Below are 18,880 nucleotides of genomic sequence, written 5' to 3'. Positions count from 1 at the left end.
AATTACTTGATAGTTTCGCTGTTAGATTTAAAGAAACGGACTTTTTTGCCGTCTTCGAATCTAAAGCCTACACGGTCAGCCTTGCCGGTTGCCGCGTTGAAGATAGCAAGGTTAGAGATCTGAATAGCTGCTTCTTTCTCTACAATGCCGCCTGGTTGGTTCAGGGCCGGAACCGGCTTCTGATGTTTCTTAACCAGGTTGATACCTTCAACAATGACCTTGCCGGAAGACAGGACATTCTTAACTTTACCGCGTTTACCTTTATCTTTACCGGTTAACACGATAACTTCGTCATCACGACGGATCTTCGCTGCCATGATTCGCTCCTTAGAGTACTTCTGGTGCCAGAGAGATAATTTTCATGAACTTCTCGTTACGAAGTTCACGAGTTACCGGCCCAAAAATACGCGTACCGATAGGTTGCTCGCTGTTATTGTTTAAAATAACGCATGCATTACCATCGAAGCGAATGACAGAACCGTCCGGGCGACGAACACCCTTCTTGGTGCGCACCACTACCGCCTTCAGCACATCACCTTTTTTGACCTTACCACGCGGAATTGCTTCCTTGATGGTGATCTTGATGATATCGCCGACGCCTGCGTAGCGACGGTGCGAGCCACCCAGAACCTTGATACACATTACGCGACGTGCACCGGAGTTGTCGGCGACGTTCAGCATAGTCTGTTCTTGGATCATTTTAGTGCTCCGCTAATGTCAACTACTACTGAGACCCGAAAATCAGGTCGTTAAAAAAGCCCCATATCGGGGGCGCGGCATTATAACACCGCTTCAACGATATGGGTAGAAAAAATAAACGGCTCATCGCTGAGCCGTTTATTCGTTGAGAATGCCTACTGTATTACAGAACGGCTTTCTCTACAACGCGAACCAGCGTCCAGGACTTAGTCTTGGACAGCGGACGGCATTCGCGGATTTCAACCACGTCACCAGTACCGCATTCGTTGTTCTCGTCATGTACGTGCAGTTTGGTCGTACGCTTAATGAATTTACCGTAGATCGGGTGTTTCACAAAACGTTCGATAGCAACAACGATGGATTTCTCCATTTTATCGCTAACAACGCGACCTTGCAGAGTACGGATTTTATCGGTCATTACGCACCCGCCTTCTCAGTCAGTAAAGTCTTAACGCGTGCGACATCACGACGCACTTGCTTCAACAGGTGAGACTGTTGCAGCTGGCCACTTGCAGCCTGCATACGCAGGTTGAACTGCTCACGCAGCAGATTCAGCAGCTCGGTGTTCAGCTCTTCAACACTCTTCTCACGCAGCTCTTTTGCTTTCATTACATCACCGTCTTAGTTACAAAGGTGGTTTTAATCGGCAGTTTCGCTGCTGCCAGCTTGAATGCTTCACGGGCCAGCTCTTCCGGTACGCCGTCCATTTCATACAGGACTTTACCCGGCTGAATCAAGGCAACCCAATACTCCACGTTACCTTTACCTTTACCCATACGCACTGCCAGCGGCTTTTCAGTGATCGGTTTGTCCGGGAATACACGGATCCAGATCTTACCTTGACGCTTAACTGCACGGGTCATAGCACGACGTGCTGCTTCGATCTGACGGGCAGTCAGACGACCACGGCCAACAGCTTTCAGACCGAAGCTGCCGAAGCTAACATCCGTACCCTGCGCCAGACCGCGGTTACGGCCTTTGTGCATTTTACGGAATTTTGTACGCTTTGGTTGTAACATCAGCGACGCTCCTTATTTACGGCCTTTACGCTGCTGCTTTTTAGGTTGCGCAGCCGGTTTTTCCGGTTGTTCAACAGCAGCCATACCACCCAGGATCTCGCCTTTGAAGATCCACACTTTAACGCCGATTACACCGTAAGTGGTGTGCGCTTCAGAGGTGTTGTAGTCGATGTCAGCACGCAGAGTGTGCAGAGGTACGCGACCTTCGCGGTACCATTCGGTACGTGCGATTTCCGCGCCGCCCAGACGGCCGCTAACTTCAACTTTAATACCTTTAGCGCCCAGACGCATTGCGTTCTGTACAGCACGCTTCATAGCACGACGGAACATAACACGACGTTCCAGCTGAGAAGTGATGCTGTCAGCAACCAATTTTGCATCCAGTTCAGGTTTACGCACTTCGGCGATATTGATCTGAGCAGGAACGCCAGCAATATCCGCTACGACTTTGCGCAGTTTTTCTACGTCTTCACCTTTCTTACCGATAACGATACCCGGGCGAGCGGTGTGAATGGTCACACGGATGCTCTTAGCCGGACGCTCGATAACGATACGAGATACAGACGCTTTAGCCAGTTCCTTAGTCAGGTACTGACGTACTTTAAAATCGCTGTCCAGGTTGTCAGCGAATTCTTTGGTGTTCGCAAACCAGGTTGAGTTCCATGGTTTTACAATACCCAGGCGAATACCATTAGGATGTACTTTCTGACCCATTGCTAGTCTCCAGAGTCTCAGCGATCGGACACAACCACAGTAATGTGGCTGGTGCGCTTCAGGATGCGATCTGCACGACCTTTTGCACGCGGCATAATGCGCTTCATGCTCGGGCCTTCGTCTACGAAAATTTTCGTAACTTTCAGATCGTCAATGTCAGCGCCATCGTTGTGTTCAGCGTTAGCAATGGCAGATTCCAGGACTTTCTTGACCAGTACAGCCGCTTTCTTATTGGTGTAGGTCAGAATATCCAGAGCCTGCGACACTTTCTTACCGCGAATCAGGTCTGCAACAAGGCGAACCTTCTGAGCAGAAGAACGAGCATGGCGATGTTGAGCTAAAGTTTCCATCTCTTCCTCCTACCTTATTTCTTCTTCGCTTTTTTATCAGCAGCATGGCCGCGATAAGTACGAGTCGGTGCGAATTCACCCAGTTTGTGACCGACCATTTCGTCGGAAACAAATACCGGAACGTGCTGACGACCATTATGGACAGCGATGGTCAAACCGATCATGTTAGGAAAGATCGTTGAACGACGGGACCAAGTGCGCAGGGGCTTCTTGTCTCCGCTTTCCACCGCTTTCTCTACCTTCTTCAGCAAGTGCAGGTCAATAAAAGGACCTTTCTTGAGAGAACGTGGCATGGCTTATCCTCTAAAATTATTTGCTACGGCGACGTACGATGAATTTATCAGTACGCTTGTTGCTGCGGGTCTTCTTACCTTTGGTCTGAACGCCCCACGGAGTTACCGGGTGCTTACCAAAGTTACGACCTTCACCACCACCATGTGGGTGGTCGACTGGGTTCATCGCAGTACCGCGAACGGTAGGACGAACACCACGCCAGCGTGCAGCACCTGCTTTACCCAGAACGCGCAGCATATGCTCAGCATTGCCAACTTCGCCCAGAGTTGCACGGCAGTCTGCTTCGACTTTACGCATTTCACCAGAACGCAGACGCAAGGTGACATAAGCACCATCACGAGCAACGATCTGAACGTAAGTACCAGCGGAACGTGCCAGCTGACCGCCTTTACCTGGTTTCATTTCTACGTTATGAACAGTAGAACCAACCGGGATATTGCGCATCGGCAGGGTGTTACCTGCTTTGATTGCAGCATCAACGCCAGATTGAACCTGGTCGCCAGCTTTCAGGCCTTTAGGGGCCAGGATGTAACGGCGTTCACCGTCTTTGTACAGAACCAGCGCGATGTTCGCGGAGCGGTTCGGATCGTACTCAAGACGTTCAACAACTGCCGGGATACCGTCTTTGTTGCGTTTGAAGTCAACAATACGATAAGCCTGCTTGTGACCACCACCGATGTGACGAGTGGTGATGCGGCCATTGTTGTTACGACCACCGGATTTGCTGTTTTTTTCAACCAGCGGAGCAAAAGGTTTGCCCTTGTGCAGCTCTGGGTTGACCACTTTAACAACGTGGCGACGACCCGGAGATGTCGGTTTACATTTAACAACTGCCATTGTATTACTCCTCCGACTTACTCAGCGCCGCCGACGAAGTCCAGATTCTGGCCTTCCTTCAGGGTGACGTAAGCTTTTTTCCAGTCGCTACGACGACCGATACGCTGTCCGTGACGTTTAACTTTCCCTTTAACTACCAGGGTGTTAACGACTTCGACTTCGACTTCAAACAGTTTCTGCACAGCAGCTTTGATTTCTGCTTTGGTCGCGTCTTTAGCAACTTTGAGAACGATGGTGTTAGTTTTTTCCATCGCAGTAGACGCTTTTTCAGAAACGTGCGGTGCGCGCAGCACTTTCAGCAGACGTTCTTCACGAATCATGCCAGCATCTCCTCAACTTGCTTAACAGCATCAGCAGTCATTACGACTTTGTCGAAGGCGATCAGGCTAACCGGGTCGATACCAGTTGCATCGCGTACGTCAACCTTATGCAGGTTGCGCGCAGCCAGGAACAGGTTTTCGTCCAGCTCACCGGTGATGATCAGCACATCTTCCAGAGCCATGTCTTTCAGTTTCTGTGCCAGCAGCTTAGTTTTAGGCGCTTCTACAGAGAATGATTCGACAACGATCAGACGATCCTGACGTACCAGTTCGGACAGAATGCTTTTCAGCGCGCCGCGGTACATCTTTTTGTTAACTTTTTGACTGTGGTCCTGTGGACGAGCAGCGAAGGTCACGCCACCTGAACGCCAGATCGGGCTCTTGATAGAACCTGAACGCGCACGGCCGGTACCTTTCTGGCGCCACGGCTTTTTGCCTGAACCAGTTACTTCAGCACGAGTCTTCTGAGCACGAGTACCCTGACGAGCACCAGCTGCATAAGCAACAACAACCTGGTGAACCAGCGCTTCGTTGAAATCACGACCGAAGGTAGTTTCGGAAACAGTCAGCGCGCTCTGCGCGTCTTTCAATACTAATTCCATTGCTATCCCCTTACGCCTTCACAGCTGGTTTAACGATCAGGTCGCAACCGGTCGCACCCGGAACACCACCTTTAACCAGCAGCAGGTTGCGCTCAGCGTCAACACGTACTACGTCCAGGCTCTGAACGGTTACACGTTCGTTGCCCAGCTGACCTGCCATTTTCTTGCCTTTAAACACTTTGCCCGGAGTCTGGTTCTGACCGATAGAACCCGGAACGCGGTGGGACAAGGAGTTACCGTGAGTAGCGTCCTGGGTACGGAAGTTCCAGCGCTTAACGGTACCAGCGAAACCTTTACCTTTAGAGGTACCGGTTACGTCAACTTTTTTAACGTCAGCAAACAGTTCAACGCTAATGTTCTGACCAACGGTGTATTCTTCACCATCTGCCAGGCGGAACTCCCACAGGCCGCGGCCAGCTTCTACGCCAGCTTTAGCAAAGTGACCAGCTTCCGGCTTAGTTACGCGGTTAGCTTTTTTAGCACCGGTGGTAACCTGAACAGCGCGATAGCCATCGTTAGCCAGATCTTTAACCTGAGTAACGCGGTTTGCTTCAACTTCGATAACGGTTACTGGGATAGATACGCCATCTTCAGTGAAGATGCGGGTCATACCCACTTTTTTACCGACTAAACCAATCATTGTATCAACCTCTCAATCGCTCGATGACCTGATTAACCCAGGCTGATCTGCACGTCTACACCGGCAGCCAGGTCCAGACGCATCAGAGCATCAACGGTTTTTTCAGTTGGCTCAACGATGTCAACCAGACGCTTGTGAGTACGGATCTCGTACTGATCACGCGCGTCTTTGTTGACGTGCGGGGAGATCAGAACGGTGAAACGCTCTTTGCGGGTCGGCAGCGGGATCGGACCACGAACCTGCGCACCAGTGCGCTTGGCAGTCTCGACGATTTCCGCGGTTGATTGATCGATCAGACGATGATCAAACGCTTTCAAACGGATACGGATTCTTTGGTTCTGCATGAGACCAGAGCTCCAATTATTTTATAGACGAAATAGTTACTCCTCAAACCCATTACGATTGATGGGAGAGTGTAACCGTTCTTACGTAGCCCCCTGATTGGGAGCGTTGTTGACGGTAAACCGCCACAGTTCATATCGAACTACCCGTCAGATTTGACAGGCTGGCGTATTATACGTATAGCCGGTACGGATGCAAGTGATTATGGCTATTTGCCATCGATTTCTCTCAGCGCTTGTTGCACACGTGAGCGCAATACTTCGCCATCCGGCGCTTCCTGCCCGGATGCTTCATCATAGGGTATCTCTTCCAACATACTGTCACCCTCTTCGTTTTGGGTGGGTAAATCGATGCGTATCGGCAGAGGTTTCCGCTTAAAAATGTAATGCACATCCGAGAGTCGATACGCCTGAGAATCGGGCACTCCCTGCGTGGTGGTTGTCGGATGGCGCACCAACCAGACATAATGTCCGTAGTAGCCGCACATTAGCATCAGGCTGACCCACAACAGCCAGCAACAGGAATGCAGCGCCTGCCGCCAGCGGCAACTCGACACTGTTTTCGCATCAATGGGTTGATAGATGTGCATCATCACATACGCTCCTTAGATGACACATGTGTGAGCACAGGTGCCGCCTCATTGATTAATAACGGCGCGTCTCCAAGACTCTGACGTAGCCTTATCAGCGTCTCTTTTCCCGGCTTACCATCCACAGGCAAATTCTCCCGCTGCTGGAATGCTTTGACCTTTTCGATTAACCATGGCGTCCATGAGCCCGATTTATCGCCGGGAGCGCCCAGCGCGCGGCTCAGCATCGTATCAAACCAGATGATGGTTTCCGCCGGACTCTTTTCACCGATCTGCATTTTCCTGTCAGGCGTTAAATTGAGCATCAGGGTATAATTTCCCTGCCAGTGCTTCGCCAGCCACTCCTGACTGACGATCCAGGTTTTATTATCAATGATAAGATCCAGCTCGTTTCCTGATACACGCATCACAACACCGTAGACCGGTTGTTTATCGATATTCAAATGCGCGATCCACGGCAACCCGCGCCTGATGAGGTTATCTAAACGTTCCTTACCGCTTTCGCACACCAACTCAGCGCGATCGGCCTGGTCACACCATGCCTCGTCATGCGCTGTGTCGAATCCCCAGACGCTGAATAATTGCTGCATGGCATCGCGTAATCCTCCCCGTGCGTCGCCAATATCCGGCAGGTTTTCCTTTTTTTGCGTCATCGCCACCGTTAACCCGGCGGGCAGAGGAAGTTGAAGGGGAAAAACATCGACCGCCAGCCAGCCGAACGTCAAAGCCAGCGCAGCGTAAAGTCCGGGCAATATTCCCTTGCGCAATACGCAAGAGCGGAGAGTAAATGTTTCCAGCAACAATTTTTCCTGTTGAGCGGTTAACACATCCGCTTGCCTGTCCGTTGCCATTTTTCTCGCCGCCCGGGCGATGCGCCCCAACAACGGCAGGTTTCCCTGCACTGCCCGAACCGCTTTGCGCACAAATTCATGACGCATCCGCACAGGCTCGCCATCCGCCTCACGCAGTTGCTGTTGATGCATAAAATCAAGATATTCATCGTCCGTCGGCGCAGCGATGATCGCCGACAGCGTAATACGCCGTTTAAGTCGTCGGTTACGCCTGAGCGCTTCGCCCCCCACCAGTAGCAAGCTGGCGCCAGCGTCAAATGAAGCCGCCAGATGACGGAAATTATCGACAAATGCCGGAAGATGTCTGGTGAGTGCGTCAGCATTATCAATGACAATTATTATTGGTTGCGTTGCCGGACTAAGGGCAGGCATCAGCGTTGACCAGAAACGGCTAATTCTCACATCTCGCCAGTCTGGCTGGAGTTTTCCGTGCGTACACGCCGTGTGTGTCAATTGACAGAAACCAGATAAACCGGTGGCGGTAAACACCACTACCCTGCCGGGAAAATCCTTACCTAACTGATAAATAAGCGTCGATTTACCACACCCCGGTTTGCCGCATAATACGCCCACATCGCCAGCGCCCAGCTCATGAATAAAGATATTCTTGATAAGGGTATGTTGCGAAAAAGAGTAAATTGCATACGGTAATTCGCGTTCAGTCATCGATAAGTTCCAGTAATTGATGCGGGTATTTAACTTATTATATGCCAGGTAAATATTATCAATTTTTTATATTTGAATTAAACGACATGTTCCGACGATTAAATTGAAAACCTGAAAGTAAGCCTATATCATGCTTCTCCCGAAAAGAACAGGCGTGCTATTAACAATGGATGTTATCGCGAAGCAATTTACCTTTATATTTAAGAGAAAGCGTAACAATGTGCTGTACTGCGTTATGTTTTTTGTCGGTGCCATTGTTATTATTCATTCGTTATATGCCTATAGATTATTTATTGATTTTATCAATACGAAAAACAAAACCAGTCAATCAATAACGTCCGTTGTCCTCAGGCTGCCAATGAATTTACCGAAAAACAGTAGGGAAAATGCGACTGATAATAAAGAAGATGTTTCAATTAAAAATTCGATGCTCAATCTCCAGCTAAATGGCATTATTGCGAGCACGCTAAAAACACGTTCACAGGCTATTATCACCATTAATGAGAAAGCAAAATTTTACAGTACCGGAGATAAACTTGACGATCTCCCTGACGTAAAAATTACGGACATTGATAATAATAGCGTGACGATTGATAACAATGGCTCCCGGCAACGCATCGCTTTTATTGATGAGCCTGATATATTCTCCAGGGCACCGGCACCATCGCTGCCACATGACAGCGCGCCACATTCCCTCAGCGACATCATTATTACTAACTTTATCTATCAGCAGGAAGCGCTACAGGGCGTCAGATTAAACGCCCGTGGTCCGGTTGAACGTTTTATAGCAACCGGACTCAGGCCAGGCGATATTGCGATCAAAATGAACAACCATCTGCTAACTCAGGAAGCGTCAGCAAAAGCGGCACTACAGGAATTTGTAACCTTAAACTCTGCCCAGTTTACCGTGATACGAAACGGTCAGGAAGCGTTGGTGAATGTATCCGTTACTGAGAATGATTAACCTTAAGGACGACAAAATTGCGCAAAGGAATTAAAAAAACGGCTGCATGGATACTGGCGCTACAGTTTTGCTCCTTTCCATTTCAAACCATGTCAGCGCAATATTCGGCAAACTTCCAGGATGCGGATCTCCGGGAGTTTATTACCTCGGTCAGTAAGCAAATGGGCAAAACCATTCTGATCGATCCGTCCGTCCAGGGAAAAATCTCCGTTCGCAGCTTTGACAGTTTCAACGAGGAGGAATACTACCAGTTTTTTCTCAGCGTTCTCGATATCTACGGCTACTCGGTTATCACCCTGGATAACGGCCTGCTGAAGGTTGTTCGCTCCGCAACGCTTAAGACCGCGCCGGGAAAAGTATTGGCACTGTCGCAACCGGCGGTCGGCGATGAATTTATCACCCGCGTCGTGGCGCTGAAAAATGTCCCGGTACGCGATCTGGCTCCGCTATTACGCCAGATGATGGACAGCGGCGGCATCGGCAACGTCGTACATTATGATCCTTCTAATGCGCTGTTGATCACCGGCAAAGCCAATATAGTCAATCGCATCCTTGAGGTTGTGAAACGGGTCGATGTTATCGGTACTCAGGAACGTGAGCTTATCAAACTGCGCTACGCCTCGGCAGTTGATTTATCTGATGTAATTAACAGCCTGATTCGCGAAGAGTCAAAGGAAAACCCAACGCAGATCCTGCTGCCTAAAATTGTCGCCGACAAGCGCACCAACGCCCTTCTTATCAGCGGGCCGGACAATGTGCGCCAGCGGATGAAATCTTTAATCGCTAAACTGGATATCGAACAGACCACGCAGGGCAATACTCGCGTGTTCTATTTGAAATACGCCAAAGCCACTAAAATCGTTGAAGTTCTGACCGGCGTGTCAACCAAACTGACGGAAGACAAGCAGTCGTCTTCGCAGAGCGTGGCTACCCCTTCCCGGGATGTCTCGATTAACGCCGATGAACAAACCAACTCGGTGGTCATTACCGCAGACCAGAGCACCATGCAGGAGCTGGAAAAAGTCATCGCTCGTCTGGATATTCGCCGCGCACAGGTACTGGTTGAAGCCATCATTGTGGAAGTCCAGGATGGCAACGGCCTGAATCTTGGCGTGCAATGGGCCAACAGCAACGTCGGCGGTCAGCAGTTTACTAAAACGGGGCTGCCGATTTTCGACGCCTCAAGAGGCGCGCGCCAGTTTGATAAAAACGGTTCGATGACCAGTGACAACCCTATTGCCAGCGCGTTAAGCAGTTTTAACGGCCTGGCGACGGGCTTCTTTGAGGGGGACTGGAGCATCCTGCTCACCGCGATCTCCTCCGACAACAAAAACGATATCCTCGCCACCCCCAGCATTGTGACGCTGGATAACAAAGAAGCATCGTTTAATGTCGGCCAGGATGTGCCGGTGCTTTCCGGCTCGCAAACGACCTCCGGCGACAACGTCTTTAATACGGTCGAACGTAAAACCGTCGGCACCAAACTGAAGGTCACACCGCAAATCAACGAAGGCGACGCGGTGCTGATGGAGATCGAGCAGGAGGTGTCGAGCGTCGATAACGCTTCAGGTAACGCCAGCGATCTCGGTCCGACGTTCAACACCCGTACTATCCAGAATGCCGTGCTGGTCAAAAGCGGCGAAACCGTGGTGCTGGGTGGCCTGCTGGATGATTCAAGCAAAGAGCAGGTTTCCAAAGTACCGCTGCTGGGCGATATCCCTGTTCTCGGACAGCTATTCCGCTACACCTCAACGGAAAATGCGAAGCGTAATTTGATGGTCTTTATCAGGCCGACCATTATTCGCGACGACGAGGTTTATCGTTCGCTCTCAAAGGATAAGTACACACGATTTCGTGAGTTACAGCAGCAGCGTATTGATAAGCAATCCAGTGGATTGGTCGGCGTGAAGGACGAAGAACGCCCGATGCTTAAAGAGCTGAATTTCGATGTGCCGACCGACGCACCCAACGGCCAGCCATCGCGCAATCCCTTCCGGGAATGATCCAACATGACTGACTTATGGACGCGCATTCCTCCCCAGCATCCTCTGCCGCTTAATTACGCGCAGGGGCAAAAATTTGGTATCGCGGTCGCGGCGGATGAATTGTTCTACCGCACCGACACGCCGCTGGAAAACGTGCTCGAGGCCAGCGTTGCCTGTCAGCGCTTCAGTCGCCTGACGCCAGCGCAATTTGACGACCACCTGGAGCAACTTTTCCAGCACGGCTCCGGAGAGTCCCGGCAGATTGCCCAGGATATCGATCAGGAGATCGACCTGACGGCGCTGAGCGAGGAGTTACCCGACAACGCCGATCTGCTCAGTGATGAAAACGACGCACCGGTTATCCGCCTGATCAACGCGGTTCTTCATGAAGCCGTGAGGGAAGGCGCGTCGGATGTGCATATCGAAACCTTCGAAAAATCGCTGGTGGTGCGTTTTCGTATCGATGGTGTCCTCAAGCCAGTCCTTCAGCCCGCTAAAAAACTGGCGCCGCTGCTGATTTCACGTATCAAAGTCATGGCGCGACTGGATATTGCCGAAAAACGACTGCCGCAGGATGGGCGTATTTCCCTGCGCCTCGGACGCAAAAATATTGACGTCCGCGTTTCGACGTTGCCCTCGCAGTACGGCGAAAGAGCTGTATTGCGTCTGCTGGATAAAAACAGTCTGCGCCTGACGCTGGAGAATATGGGGCTATCGGCGGTGGATAGCCTGCGGCTGAAGGGTTTAGTACAGCAGCCGCACGGCATCATTCTCGTCACCGGCCCGACGGGGTCGGGAAAAAGCACCACGCTGTATGCGATTCTCGCCGAGCTGAATTCCCCCCAGCGTAATATCCTGACCGTCGAAGATCCCATCGAGTACGAGCTGGAAGGCGTCGGACAAACCCAGGTAAACAGCCGGGTGGATATGTCTTTCGCCAGGGGACTGCGCGCCATCCTGCGCCAGGATCCGGACATCGTCATGGTCGGCGAAATTCGTGATGCCGAAACCGCGCAGATAGCGGTTCAGGCATCGCTCACCGGACACCTGGTGCTTTCCACCCTGCACACTAACAGCGCCTGCGGTGCAATTACCCGATTACGGGATATGGGTGTCGAACCGTTCCTGCTCTCATCATCGCTAAGCGGCGTTATCGCCCAACGCCTGGTGCGTCGCCTCTGTCCAGCCTGCCGCGTGCATGCTCCCATTCCTGACTCTCAGAAATCCCTCCTGCACGCGCTCGATCCCACCGCTCAGACAATCTGGCAGGCTTGCGGATGCGGCGAATGTCGGGGAACTGGCTATCAGGGGCGACTGGCGATTCATGAAATTATGCTGGTGGATAAAACTATGCGCAGCATCATCCATCGCGACGCCGATGAACACGCCCTGGAACAGTGCCTGCGCCAGCAAAGCCGGAGCCTGCGGGAGAACGGCCTGCTGCGCGTGCTGGCAGGCGAGACCACGCTTGAGGAAGTCATGCGCGTCACCTCTGCGCAAGAGGATACACGATGAAATATCAGTGGCAGGCAATGGATGACCGCGGCACGACTCACCGTGGAACGCTGGATGCCGCCAGCAGCAAAGAGGCGCGCGAGGCGCTACGCGCCCAGGGCCTGCACCCGCTGGTGTTAAATGAGAAAAAAGTCATCTCGCTGTTCCGGACGGTAAATGAAACGCCTCGTTTACGGCTTAGCGGAAGTGAACTGGCGCTGTTCACCCGCCAGCTCGCCACACTGGCCAACGCTTCGCTACCGCTTGAAGAGGCGCTGTTCGTTATTGGCCGGCAGAACAAAAATAATAAACTGGGGCTGGTGCTACACGACCTGCGCGAACGGATCCTCGCCGGACATACGCTTTCCGAATCGCTGGCCGCCTGGCCGCGGATCTTCGATTCCGTTTACCGCACGCTGGTGAAAGCCGGCGAAAAAAGCGGACAGCTCGGCTGTGTGCTGGAACAGCTGGCTGACTACAATGAGTTACGCCAGGCAACACGCAGTAAACTCATCCAGTCACTGATTTATCCTTCCCTGCTGACCAGCGTGGCGATCGCCGTCGTCGCTATCCTGCTCACCACCGTAGTGCCCAAAATCGTAGAGCAGTTTCTGCATATGAAAGAAGCGCTGCCGATGTCCACGCGCGTGTTGCTGGCAATCAGTGGTGCCATGCGCCACTACGGATTGTGGGTAATCGCATTGCTGCTGATTGCCTGTTTCCTGTTTCGCCACTGGCTCACCCGCCCCGGCAAACGGCATCTGCTTGACCGCTGGCTTCTTGATTTCAAACTCAGTCGCGCCCTGCTGCGCGCTATCCACTGCGCCCGTTATTTGCGCACCCTGAGCATTCTTAATATCAGCGGCGTTCCGCTGCTGGAAGGGATGACGCTGGCAACCGAAGGCATCGGTAACCGAGAAATCAGTCAGCGGCTGGGTCAGGCCGCGGAGCGCGTGCGCCAGGGTTCAGGCTTTCATCTCGCCCTGGAAAAATGCGATCTCTTCCCGCCGATGATGCTCTACATGATTGCCTCCGGGGAAAAAAGCGGCCAACTCAGCGAGCTAATGGCGCGCGCCGCCGACCAGCAGGAAACACTGCTACAAAACCGAATTGCGCTGACGCTGGCGCTGTTTGAACCCGCGCTAATTATTACGATGGCGATGATTGTGCTGTTCATCATCATCTCGGTTCTGCAACCCATTTTGCAACTCAACTCATTGGTAAGTTAAGGATAAAACGTGAATAGTGATGCACATAAGCAGCGAGGATTTACGCTGCTTGAGATGATGGTGGTGCTGGTTATTTTGGGCATCCTCGCAAGCCTGGTCGTCCCCAGCTTAATGGGCAATAAAGACAAAGCCGATCACCAGAAAGCCGTCAGCGACATCGTGGCGCTGGAGAATGCGCTGGATATGTACAAACTGGATAACTATCGCTATCCGCTGACGGCGCAGGGGCTAAAGGCGCTGGTCGAAAAACCGACCGCCAGCCCAATCCCGGAAAATTACAACGCGAAGGGATATATCAAGCGTCTGCCAAAGGATCCCTGGGGTAATGAGTATCTGCTGGTAAGCCCTGGTGAACACGGCGATTACGATATTCTCTCCGCGGGTCAGGACGGTGAACCCGGCACCGCTGACGACATTACTAACTGGGAACTGGGTAAAGCGAAATAATCGGAATGAGGCAGAAGGGATTCACGCTACTGGAAGTCATTCTGGTGCTGACGATTATCGCGCTTGGCGCCTCGCTGGTGATGATGACCTACGGGCGACAAAATGATACCGCGAAAGCTATTACTGCAGCCGAACAGCTGGCGGCACTGACTGAATATGCCGCTGACTGGTCAACCATGGAGGACCGCAGTACCGGCATCGAGATCCGCGAACAAGGCTGGCGCATCGTCACACCGATTGGCGATCGCTGGCAGACGCCAACCCAGTTCTATCGCCTGGCGACCGAGGGCAAGTGGGAAAGTGACTGGCAGGTGGCTCTGTTCCCGGCGTCGCTCGCCAGGCAATCCGTCGGCACGCCGCAAATTCTGATTCACCCGGACGGTGAAATTACGCCGTTTACGCTACACATCCGCAGCCGTAAAAATAACAGGCTGCTGTTCACGCTCGCCAGTACCGGCGGGCTGCCGCTGGTGCTCACCCGAGGCGAAAGCCGATGAGCCAAAGGCAATCAGGAATGACGCTTCTGGAAGTGCTACTGGCGATATTCATTTTCGCCACCTGCTCTCTCGCGCTACTCAACAGCCTGCACGGTCAGGTTAGCGCCACCGCAAAAATGGAAGAACAGGTGCTTGCCGGTTGGGTAGCGGATAATGTGCTCAAAACCTATCAACTGACCGGGCAGATCCCCGCTAAAACAGCGACAGGCAGCAGCATTATGGGTAAACGCCGCTGGGACTGGTCGTTGACAGTCTCACCCGCCGATGCTTCCGGCCTCAGCACCTGGACAGCAGACGTCGCTCTTAAGGACAAACAGCAGATCCGCCTGCAGCGCTTTATCCCCTCGCCGCAAGGAGGACCGCAAAATGTCTCCCGGCCCTGAGAAACAGCGCGGCTTTACCCTGCTGGAAGTTTTACTGGCTATTGCTCTGTTCGCCATGCTCAGCCTGCTGACGGCGCAGATGCTGACGACGACAATTGACAGTAACGAGCAGACCAAAAAGCATCAGCAGCGTTTTTCCGCTATCGTGCGTACCGTCAATTTGCTGGATAAAGATATCCGACAGCGGGTGCCGGTAACCCAATTGCAGGGCGAAAAAGAGACGCTGATGCTGACGACAGCCAGCAGTAACAGTTATCCTGGCGCCTGCTGCGCGCCCGATATCCAGCGAGTTCAGTGGTATCTGCAGGATCATACTTTATACCGCACGCTCTGGCGCTACCCGGAAGATGCAACCGCGGCCATCACTCAGCCGATGCTCAATGGTGTGAACACCTTCACGTTGCGTTATTACAACGGTAAAGAGAAAGCGTGGACGGACACGACGACAACCCCATCTCCTGGCGCGATGGAAGTCACTCTTAAACTTGCTGATTCCGGCACGATAACTCGTCTGACGCTCTTGCCAGAGAACCGCCAGCCAGGAGAACAGCAATGACCCGGCAAAAGGGCGTGGCGCTGCTGGTAGTGCTGATGATCCTGGCAATTATGGCGGCGCTGGCCAGCGAAATGACCGTGCGCTACCAGATCAACCTCAAACGCACCAGCTACACCCGGATGCGGCTACAGCAAAACTGGCTGGCAGAGCTGGCTGAAAGCCAGGCCATGCGTATTCTTGAACAGGACCTGCGGGATAATGAGAAATACCTCACTCACGAGCAGCTCTGGGCGCAGCCGCAGCGTATTCAGCTCGCCAGCGGCGATGTTGTTAGCTGGCAGCTATCTGACGAGCAGGCCTGTTACAACATTAATGCGCTGATTAACGCCCCGACCGATCGAATGAAAGAGCCGCCCGCCAGCGTGAGCGTCTTTCTGGCACTGCTGGAAAACATTGGCGTCACCAATGCCCAAGCTGAGGCGCTGGTTGATGCTATCGCCGACTACATCGATAACGACGATATTCCACGCGCCTCCGGTGCCGAAAATGAGTATTACCAGACAAGTAACGACCCCCACACCATTGGCGGACGACGTATCTGGTCAATCAGTGAGCTCAAACAAATCAAAGGGATGACGCTTTCTCTTTACCAGCAAATCTCCCCGCTACTCTGCGCGCTGCCTGATGATGAGCTAAAAATCAACATCAACACCCTGACGCGCCGGGATGCACCGTTGCTTGCGGCGATGATCAATAATGCTGTCCCGCCACGCGAGATTGAGCGCTTTTTTGATACCCCGCGCAAAGGACGAAAAATCAGCATTGAGACGCTGTTAAAGACATTCGATAAGGATAATCCAGCTCATAAGCTGTCGCAGTCCACATTCAAAAGCATTGCGGTGGCGACCAGTCGTTACTTCCGCCTTGAAACGACTATCGAACAGGGCGATAGCGCCGGGAGCACCATCAGCCAGCTGGAATACGATCCCAAAAGAAAGGCTCTGTTTATTACAGCCCGCAAAAGCGTGGCGCGCGACCATTAAAGGGAACTAAATGACGCCAGACACATTACTGCTACGTCCGCTGCCGGGAAAACTGGAATGGTGCTGCCCCAACGAGGCACAACTTCCGGTTATTGTTGAGCAGGCGGATTACCTCCAGCCAAACGCGCTGGCCGGCCTGCCGGATGCCGGTAACGCCTGCCTTTTCCTGTCGCCTGACTATCTCTGTTTTCGCCGCGTCGAATTACCGACGGAAAACTACAAAATCAGTGAACAAACGCTGGGCTGGCTGGTGGAGGACGCCGTTGTCGGTGATACGGACAGCCTGCACTGGACGGTTCTCGCCAGAGAGGAAAACACGCTCCATCTCGCCGGGATCGCCAGGACCACGCTGAACGATCTATTGACGACTTTCCACACAGCTGGCGTGACGTTGACGTATATCGTTCCGGATGGTTTCTGGCTGCCGTATGTCACGGATAGCTGGAGTCTGCTAAAACAAGATGAGCGATGGTTAATCCGTTACGACACGTGGAAAACAGGCGTGCTGAGTGAGGCACTGCTCATGCATTTACTCGCCAGCCATACAGAGCAGAAAATCATCAGCGCCAGCCCGCTTCCTGTGCCTCACGCTTATGTCGAATACCTTGACTGGCAGCCACCGCTGGCGTGCGCCTGCAATGGTGATAATATTCAGGACATTAACGTATTACACGGCAGCTTCCGCCCTTTACCCCCGACACAACCGACCCCGCGTCTGCTGAAATATGCCGCCATAGCAACATTTGCCCTGGCGATAGCGCTCTTCTCAGGGCTGAAAGGGGTGATGCTCTGGCAGCTTCATCAACAGAAACAGGCGCTCTCAGCGGAAGGTGCCACCCTGTGGAACCGCTATTTCCCAGGTGATAACCGCAACAGCAATTTTAAATATTTCTTCGAATCGTCCGCGAGGGATCGCTATCCGGATGTGCTGACGTTACTGACTCAGCTTCAGACCCGATTAAGCACATTGCCGGGGCTTACCATCCGCGAGGTCAACTACCGGCTCGAACAACGCCTTTTTACCCTGACGCTCAACGTTCGCGATCCGGAACATCTTCGCCGCTTTATGGTGCAGACAAACGACGAATTTATCCTGACTCAACCGCCAGAAGGGACGACAGGTAGCGTCCGGCTAACCCTGAAGGAGCGCAAATGAATATGAATAGCTGGTGGAGCGAAAAAAACGGCAGAGAGCAACGCAGTCTGATATTCCTCGCCGTTTTCTGTCTGCTGGCGGGATTCTGGTACGGCGTGGTTCAGCCCCTGGATAACGCTATTTCACAGCAGAGGCAGGAAAATGATCGTCTCAGGAGTGAGATCCTGTGGGTAAATGAGGCGATTCAGCGTCGCGGATTAGTTGCCAGTAGACCGGGCACAAAGACCGATCCGGCACTGATACAATATAGCGCGCAGCAGGCAGGTCTGAATATCAGCGTTGTGACATCCACTCCCGATCATTTTGCGATCTCGCTTCCCGTTGTCAAAACCGAACCATTATTTGCGTGGCTTAATACCCTACAAAATGAGGGAATACAGGTTTCGCAACTCACGTTTAGCGCCCGCCCGGTCGCCGGGGAGATTGCGGTGGAAGCCCTTGAACTCTATCCGGTGGGGAAATGACGGAACTCATTAACATTGCAGCAATGGCATTTGTCGGGCTGAGAGTCGGCAGCTTTATGAATGTAGTGGTTTATCGACTGCCGATCATGATTGAGCATCGGCACAGCGAAACATGGAATATCGCCTGGCCTCCGTCGCACTGTCCGCACTGCCAGCACAGGCTATCGGTGCGTAACACTATTCCACTATTCAGTTGGCTGTGGCAGCGGGGGCGTTGCCAGGCCTGCGCTAAGCCAATTTCATGGCGTTACCCACTGACTGAACTGGCGTGTTCTTGTGTTTTTGCGCTTATCGCCGCGTTTGTCCCTTCAATGTCTGATGCGATTGCCATCATGACGCTGTTCTGGTTTATTTTCTCACTGGCGCAAATTGATCTCCGGACGTACCTGCTGCCGGATGTGCTGACGCAGCCGCTGCTCTGGCTCGGTCTGATGTATCACAGCGTTTACGACAGAGAGATGTTATCCGACGCGCTGTACGGCGCTGTCGCTGGCTATCTGACGCTATGGCTGGTCTGGTGGGGATGCAAAATAATCGCGGGCAAAGAGGGCATCGGCCTGGGTGACGCTAAGCTACTGGCAGCGATGGGTGCCTGGTGTGGATGGCCAGCGCTACCGCCCATTTTACTCGCTGCATCATTGCTGGGCATTGTCTGGTGGCTGATCCTACGCCTTACCCGAAGGACGTCGATACCGCTTATCGCGTTCGGTCCGTGGCTTGGACTGGCAGGTTGGTTGATTTTCAGCGCGCAAAGTTCAGGTGTTATCGGGTACTGAAAGGAGCGGCAGGTCTGCCGCTC

Annotated in this window: 27 protein-coding genes; 12 read left to right on the top strand and 15 right to left on the bottom strand. The window is 52.6% G+C overall.

Annotated elements, in window-relative coordinates; all coding sequences use genetic code 11:
• Positions 1-2 precede the first annotated feature (2 nt).
• The 15 genes from rplX to HV345_RS01860 all read right to left on the bottom strand — a co-directional run bounded on the left by rplX (position 3) and on the right by HV345_RS01860 (position 7,923).
• The gene (gene rplX, locus HV345_RS01930; RefSeq protein WP_003031122.1) at positions 3-317 is read right to left on the bottom strand and encodes a 50S ribosomal protein L24; all 315 of its coding nucleotides are present in this window, start codon (positions 315-317) and stop codon (positions 3-5) included.
• A 10-nt stretch (positions 318-327) separates the two neighbouring features.
• Positions 328-699 carry a 50S ribosomal protein L14 gene (gene rplN, locus HV345_RS01925; RefSeq protein ID WP_000613954.1) on the bottom strand — a complete coding sequence of 124 codons (372 nt, stop codon included), beginning with the start codon at positions 697-699 and terminating at the stop codon, positions 328-330.
• Between the two features lie 163 nt (positions 700-862).
• Positions 863-1,117: a 30S ribosomal protein S17 gene (gene rpsQ, locus HV345_RS01920; RefSeq protein WP_003031120.1), complete on the bottom strand. Its 255-nt coding sequence runs from the start codon at positions 1,115-1,117 to the stop codon at positions 863-865.
• Entirely contained in the window at positions 1,117-1,308 is a 192-nt protein-coding gene (gene rpmC / locus HV345_RS01915) for a 50S ribosomal protein L29 (protein WP_000644742.1), read from the bottom strand. Before rpmC ends, rpsQ begins: the two co-directional genes overlap by 1 nt.
• Positions 1,308-1,718 (bottom strand): 50S ribosomal protein L16, encoded by a 411-nt coding sequence (rplP, locus tag HV345_RS01910; RefSeq protein ID WP_000941212.1) that lies wholly within the window; start codon positions 1,716-1,718, stop codon positions 1,308-1,310. The genes rpmC and rplP overlap by 1 nt, the downstream gene beginning before the upstream one ends.
• Positions 1,719-1,730: 12 nt before the next feature.
• Positions 1,731-2,432, bottom strand: coding sequence for a 30S ribosomal protein S3 (rpsC, locus tag HV345_RS01905; RefSeq protein WP_000529945.1), 702 nt, complete (start codon positions 2,430-2,432; stop codon positions 1,731-1,733).
• Positions 2,433-2,449: 17 nt separating this feature from the next.
• Positions 2,450-2,782: a 50S ribosomal protein L22 gene (rplV, locus tag HV345_RS01900; RefSeq protein ID WP_000448832.1), complete on the bottom strand. Its 333-nt coding sequence runs from the start codon at positions 2,780-2,782 to the stop codon at positions 2,450-2,452.
• A 14-nt stretch (positions 2,783-2,796) separates the two neighbouring features.
• On the bottom strand, positions 2,797-3,075 hold the full coding sequence (gene rpsS, locus HV345_RS01895) for a 30S ribosomal protein S19 (RefSeq protein WP_001138115.1): 279 nt from the start codon (positions 3,073-3,075) through the stop codon (positions 2,797-2,799).
• A gap of 16 nt (positions 3,076-3,091) precedes the next feature.
• Complete coding sequence (gene rplB / locus HV345_RS01890; protein WP_016154746.1) at positions 3,092-3,913, bottom strand: 50S ribosomal protein L2; 822 nt, start codon at positions 3,911-3,913, stop codon at positions 3,092-3,094.
• Between the two features lie 17 nt (positions 3,914-3,930).
• Positions 3,931-4,233: a 50S ribosomal protein L23 gene (gene rplW / locus HV345_RS01885; protein ID WP_000617546.1), complete on the bottom strand. Its 303-nt coding sequence runs from the start codon at positions 4,231-4,233 to the stop codon at positions 3,931-3,933.
• On the bottom strand, positions 4,230-4,835 hold the full coding sequence (gene rplD / locus HV345_RS01880; protein WP_003031119.1) for a 50S ribosomal protein L4: 606 nt from the start codon (positions 4,833-4,835) through the stop codon (positions 4,230-4,232). Before rplD ends, rplW begins: the two co-directional genes overlap by 4 nt.
• A gap of 10 nt (positions 4,836-4,845) precedes the next feature.
• The gene (gene rplC / locus HV345_RS01875; RefSeq protein ID WP_003031117.1) at positions 4,846-5,475 is read right to left on the bottom strand and encodes a 50S ribosomal protein L3; all 630 of its coding nucleotides are present in this window, start codon (positions 5,473-5,475) and stop codon (positions 4,846-4,848) included.
• 32 nt (positions 5,476-5,507) lie between these two features.
• Complete coding sequence (rpsJ, locus tag HV345_RS01870) at positions 5,508-5,819, bottom strand: 30S ribosomal protein S10 (RefSeq protein ID WP_001181005.1); 312 nt, start codon at positions 5,817-5,819, stop codon at positions 5,508-5,510.
• A 206-nt stretch (positions 5,820-6,025) separates the two neighbouring features.
• The gene (locus tag HV345_RS01865) at positions 6,026-6,409 is read right to left on the bottom strand and encodes a hypothetical protein (RefSeq protein WP_181636202.1); all 384 of its coding nucleotides are present in this window, start codon (positions 6,407-6,409) and stop codon (positions 6,026-6,028) included.
• Entirely contained in the window at positions 6,409-7,923 is a 1,515-nt protein-coding gene (locus HV345_RS01860) for a peptidoglycan-binding protein (RefSeq protein ID WP_181636201.1), read from the bottom strand. The genes HV345_RS01865 and HV345_RS01860 overlap by 1 nt, the downstream gene beginning before the upstream one ends.
• A 166-nt stretch (positions 7,924-8,089) precedes the next feature.
• On the opposite strand from HV345_RS01860, the gene gspC reads away from it, so the two are divergent.
• From gspC to HV345_RS01800, 12 genes are read left to right on the top strand one after another with little or no spacing between them, the layout of a single operon-like run.
• The gene (gene gspC, locus HV345_RS01855; protein ID WP_181636200.1) at positions 8,090-8,887 is read left to right on the top strand and encodes a type II secretion system protein GspC; all 798 of its coding nucleotides are present in this window, start codon (positions 8,090-8,092) and stop codon (positions 8,885-8,887) included.
• Positions 8,888-8,904: 17 nt separating this feature from the next.
• A complete protein-coding gene (gspD, locus tag HV345_RS01850; RefSeq protein WP_181636199.1) occupies positions 8,905-10,890 on the top strand; it encodes a type II secretion system secretin GspD in 1,986 nt (661 codons plus the stop codon).
• Positions 10,891-10,896: 6 nt separating this feature from the next.
• Positions 10,897-12,387, top strand: a complete 1,491-nt coding sequence (gene gspE, locus HV345_RS01845; protein WP_181636198.1) for a type II secretion system ATPase GspE — start codon at positions 10,897-10,899, stop codon at positions 12,385-12,387.
• On the top strand, positions 12,384-13,595 hold the full coding sequence (gene gspF, locus HV345_RS01840; protein ID WP_181636197.1) for a type II secretion system inner membrane protein GspF: 1,212 nt from the start codon (positions 12,384-12,386) through the stop codon (positions 13,593-13,595). The genes gspE and gspF overlap by 4 nt, the downstream gene beginning before the upstream one ends.
• Positions 13,596-13,649: 54 nt before the next feature.
• The gene (gspG, locus tag HV345_RS01835; RefSeq protein WP_233628877.1) at positions 13,650-14,042 is read left to right on the top strand and encodes a type II secretion system major pseudopilin GspG; all 393 of its coding nucleotides are present in this window, start codon (positions 13,650-13,652) and stop codon (positions 14,040-14,042) included.
• Positions 14,043-14,047: 5 nt separating this feature from the next.
• Positions 14,048-14,539, top strand: coding sequence for a type II secretion system minor pseudopilin GspH (gene gspH / locus HV345_RS01830; RefSeq protein ID WP_131405404.1), 492 nt, complete (start codon positions 14,048-14,050; stop codon positions 14,537-14,539).
• Positions 14,536-14,922: a type II secretion system minor pseudopilin GspI gene (gspI, locus tag HV345_RS01825; protein WP_075849206.1), complete on the top strand. Its 387-nt coding sequence runs from the start codon at positions 14,536-14,538 to the stop codon at positions 14,920-14,922. Before gspH ends, gspI begins: the two co-directional genes overlap by 4 nt.
• A complete protein-coding gene (locus HV345_RS01820; protein ID WP_131405405.1) occupies positions 14,906-15,478 on the top strand; it encodes a type II secretion system protein GspJ in 573 nt (190 codons plus the stop codon). Before gspI ends, HV345_RS01820 begins: the two co-directional genes overlap by 17 nt.
• Positions 15,475-16,461, top strand: a complete 987-nt coding sequence (gene gspK, locus HV345_RS01815) for a type II secretion system minor pseudopilin GspK (RefSeq protein ID WP_131405406.1) — start codon at positions 15,475-15,477, stop codon at positions 16,459-16,461. The genes HV345_RS01820 and gspK overlap by 4 nt, the downstream gene beginning before the upstream one ends.
• A 10-nt stretch (positions 16,462-16,471) precedes the next feature.
• Positions 16,472-17,617, top strand: coding sequence for a type II secretion system protein GspL (gene gspL, locus HV345_RS01810; RefSeq protein WP_181636195.1), 1,146 nt, complete (start codon positions 16,472-16,474; stop codon positions 17,615-17,617).
• Positions 17,614-18,081, top strand: a complete 468-nt coding sequence (gspM, locus tag HV345_RS01805) for a type II secretion system protein GspM (RefSeq protein ID WP_053388944.1) — start codon at positions 17,614-17,616, stop codon at positions 18,079-18,081. Before gspL ends, gspM begins: the two co-directional genes overlap by 4 nt.
• The gene (locus HV345_RS01800; protein WP_181636194.1) at positions 18,078-18,857 is read left to right on the top strand and encodes an A24 family peptidase; all 780 of its coding nucleotides are present in this window, start codon (positions 18,078-18,080) and stop codon (positions 18,855-18,857) included. The genes gspM and HV345_RS01800 overlap by 4 nt, the downstream gene beginning before the upstream one ends.
• Positions 18,858-18,880 lie beyond the last annotated feature (23 nt).

Source organism: Citrobacter sp. RHBSTW-00986, assembly GCF_013783065.1.
Classification (GTDB): Bacteria; Pseudomonadota; Gammaproteobacteria; order Enterobacterales; family Enterobacteriaceae; genus Citrobacter; species Citrobacter braakii.
This window is presented reverse-complemented; position numbering and strand designations above follow the sequence as displayed.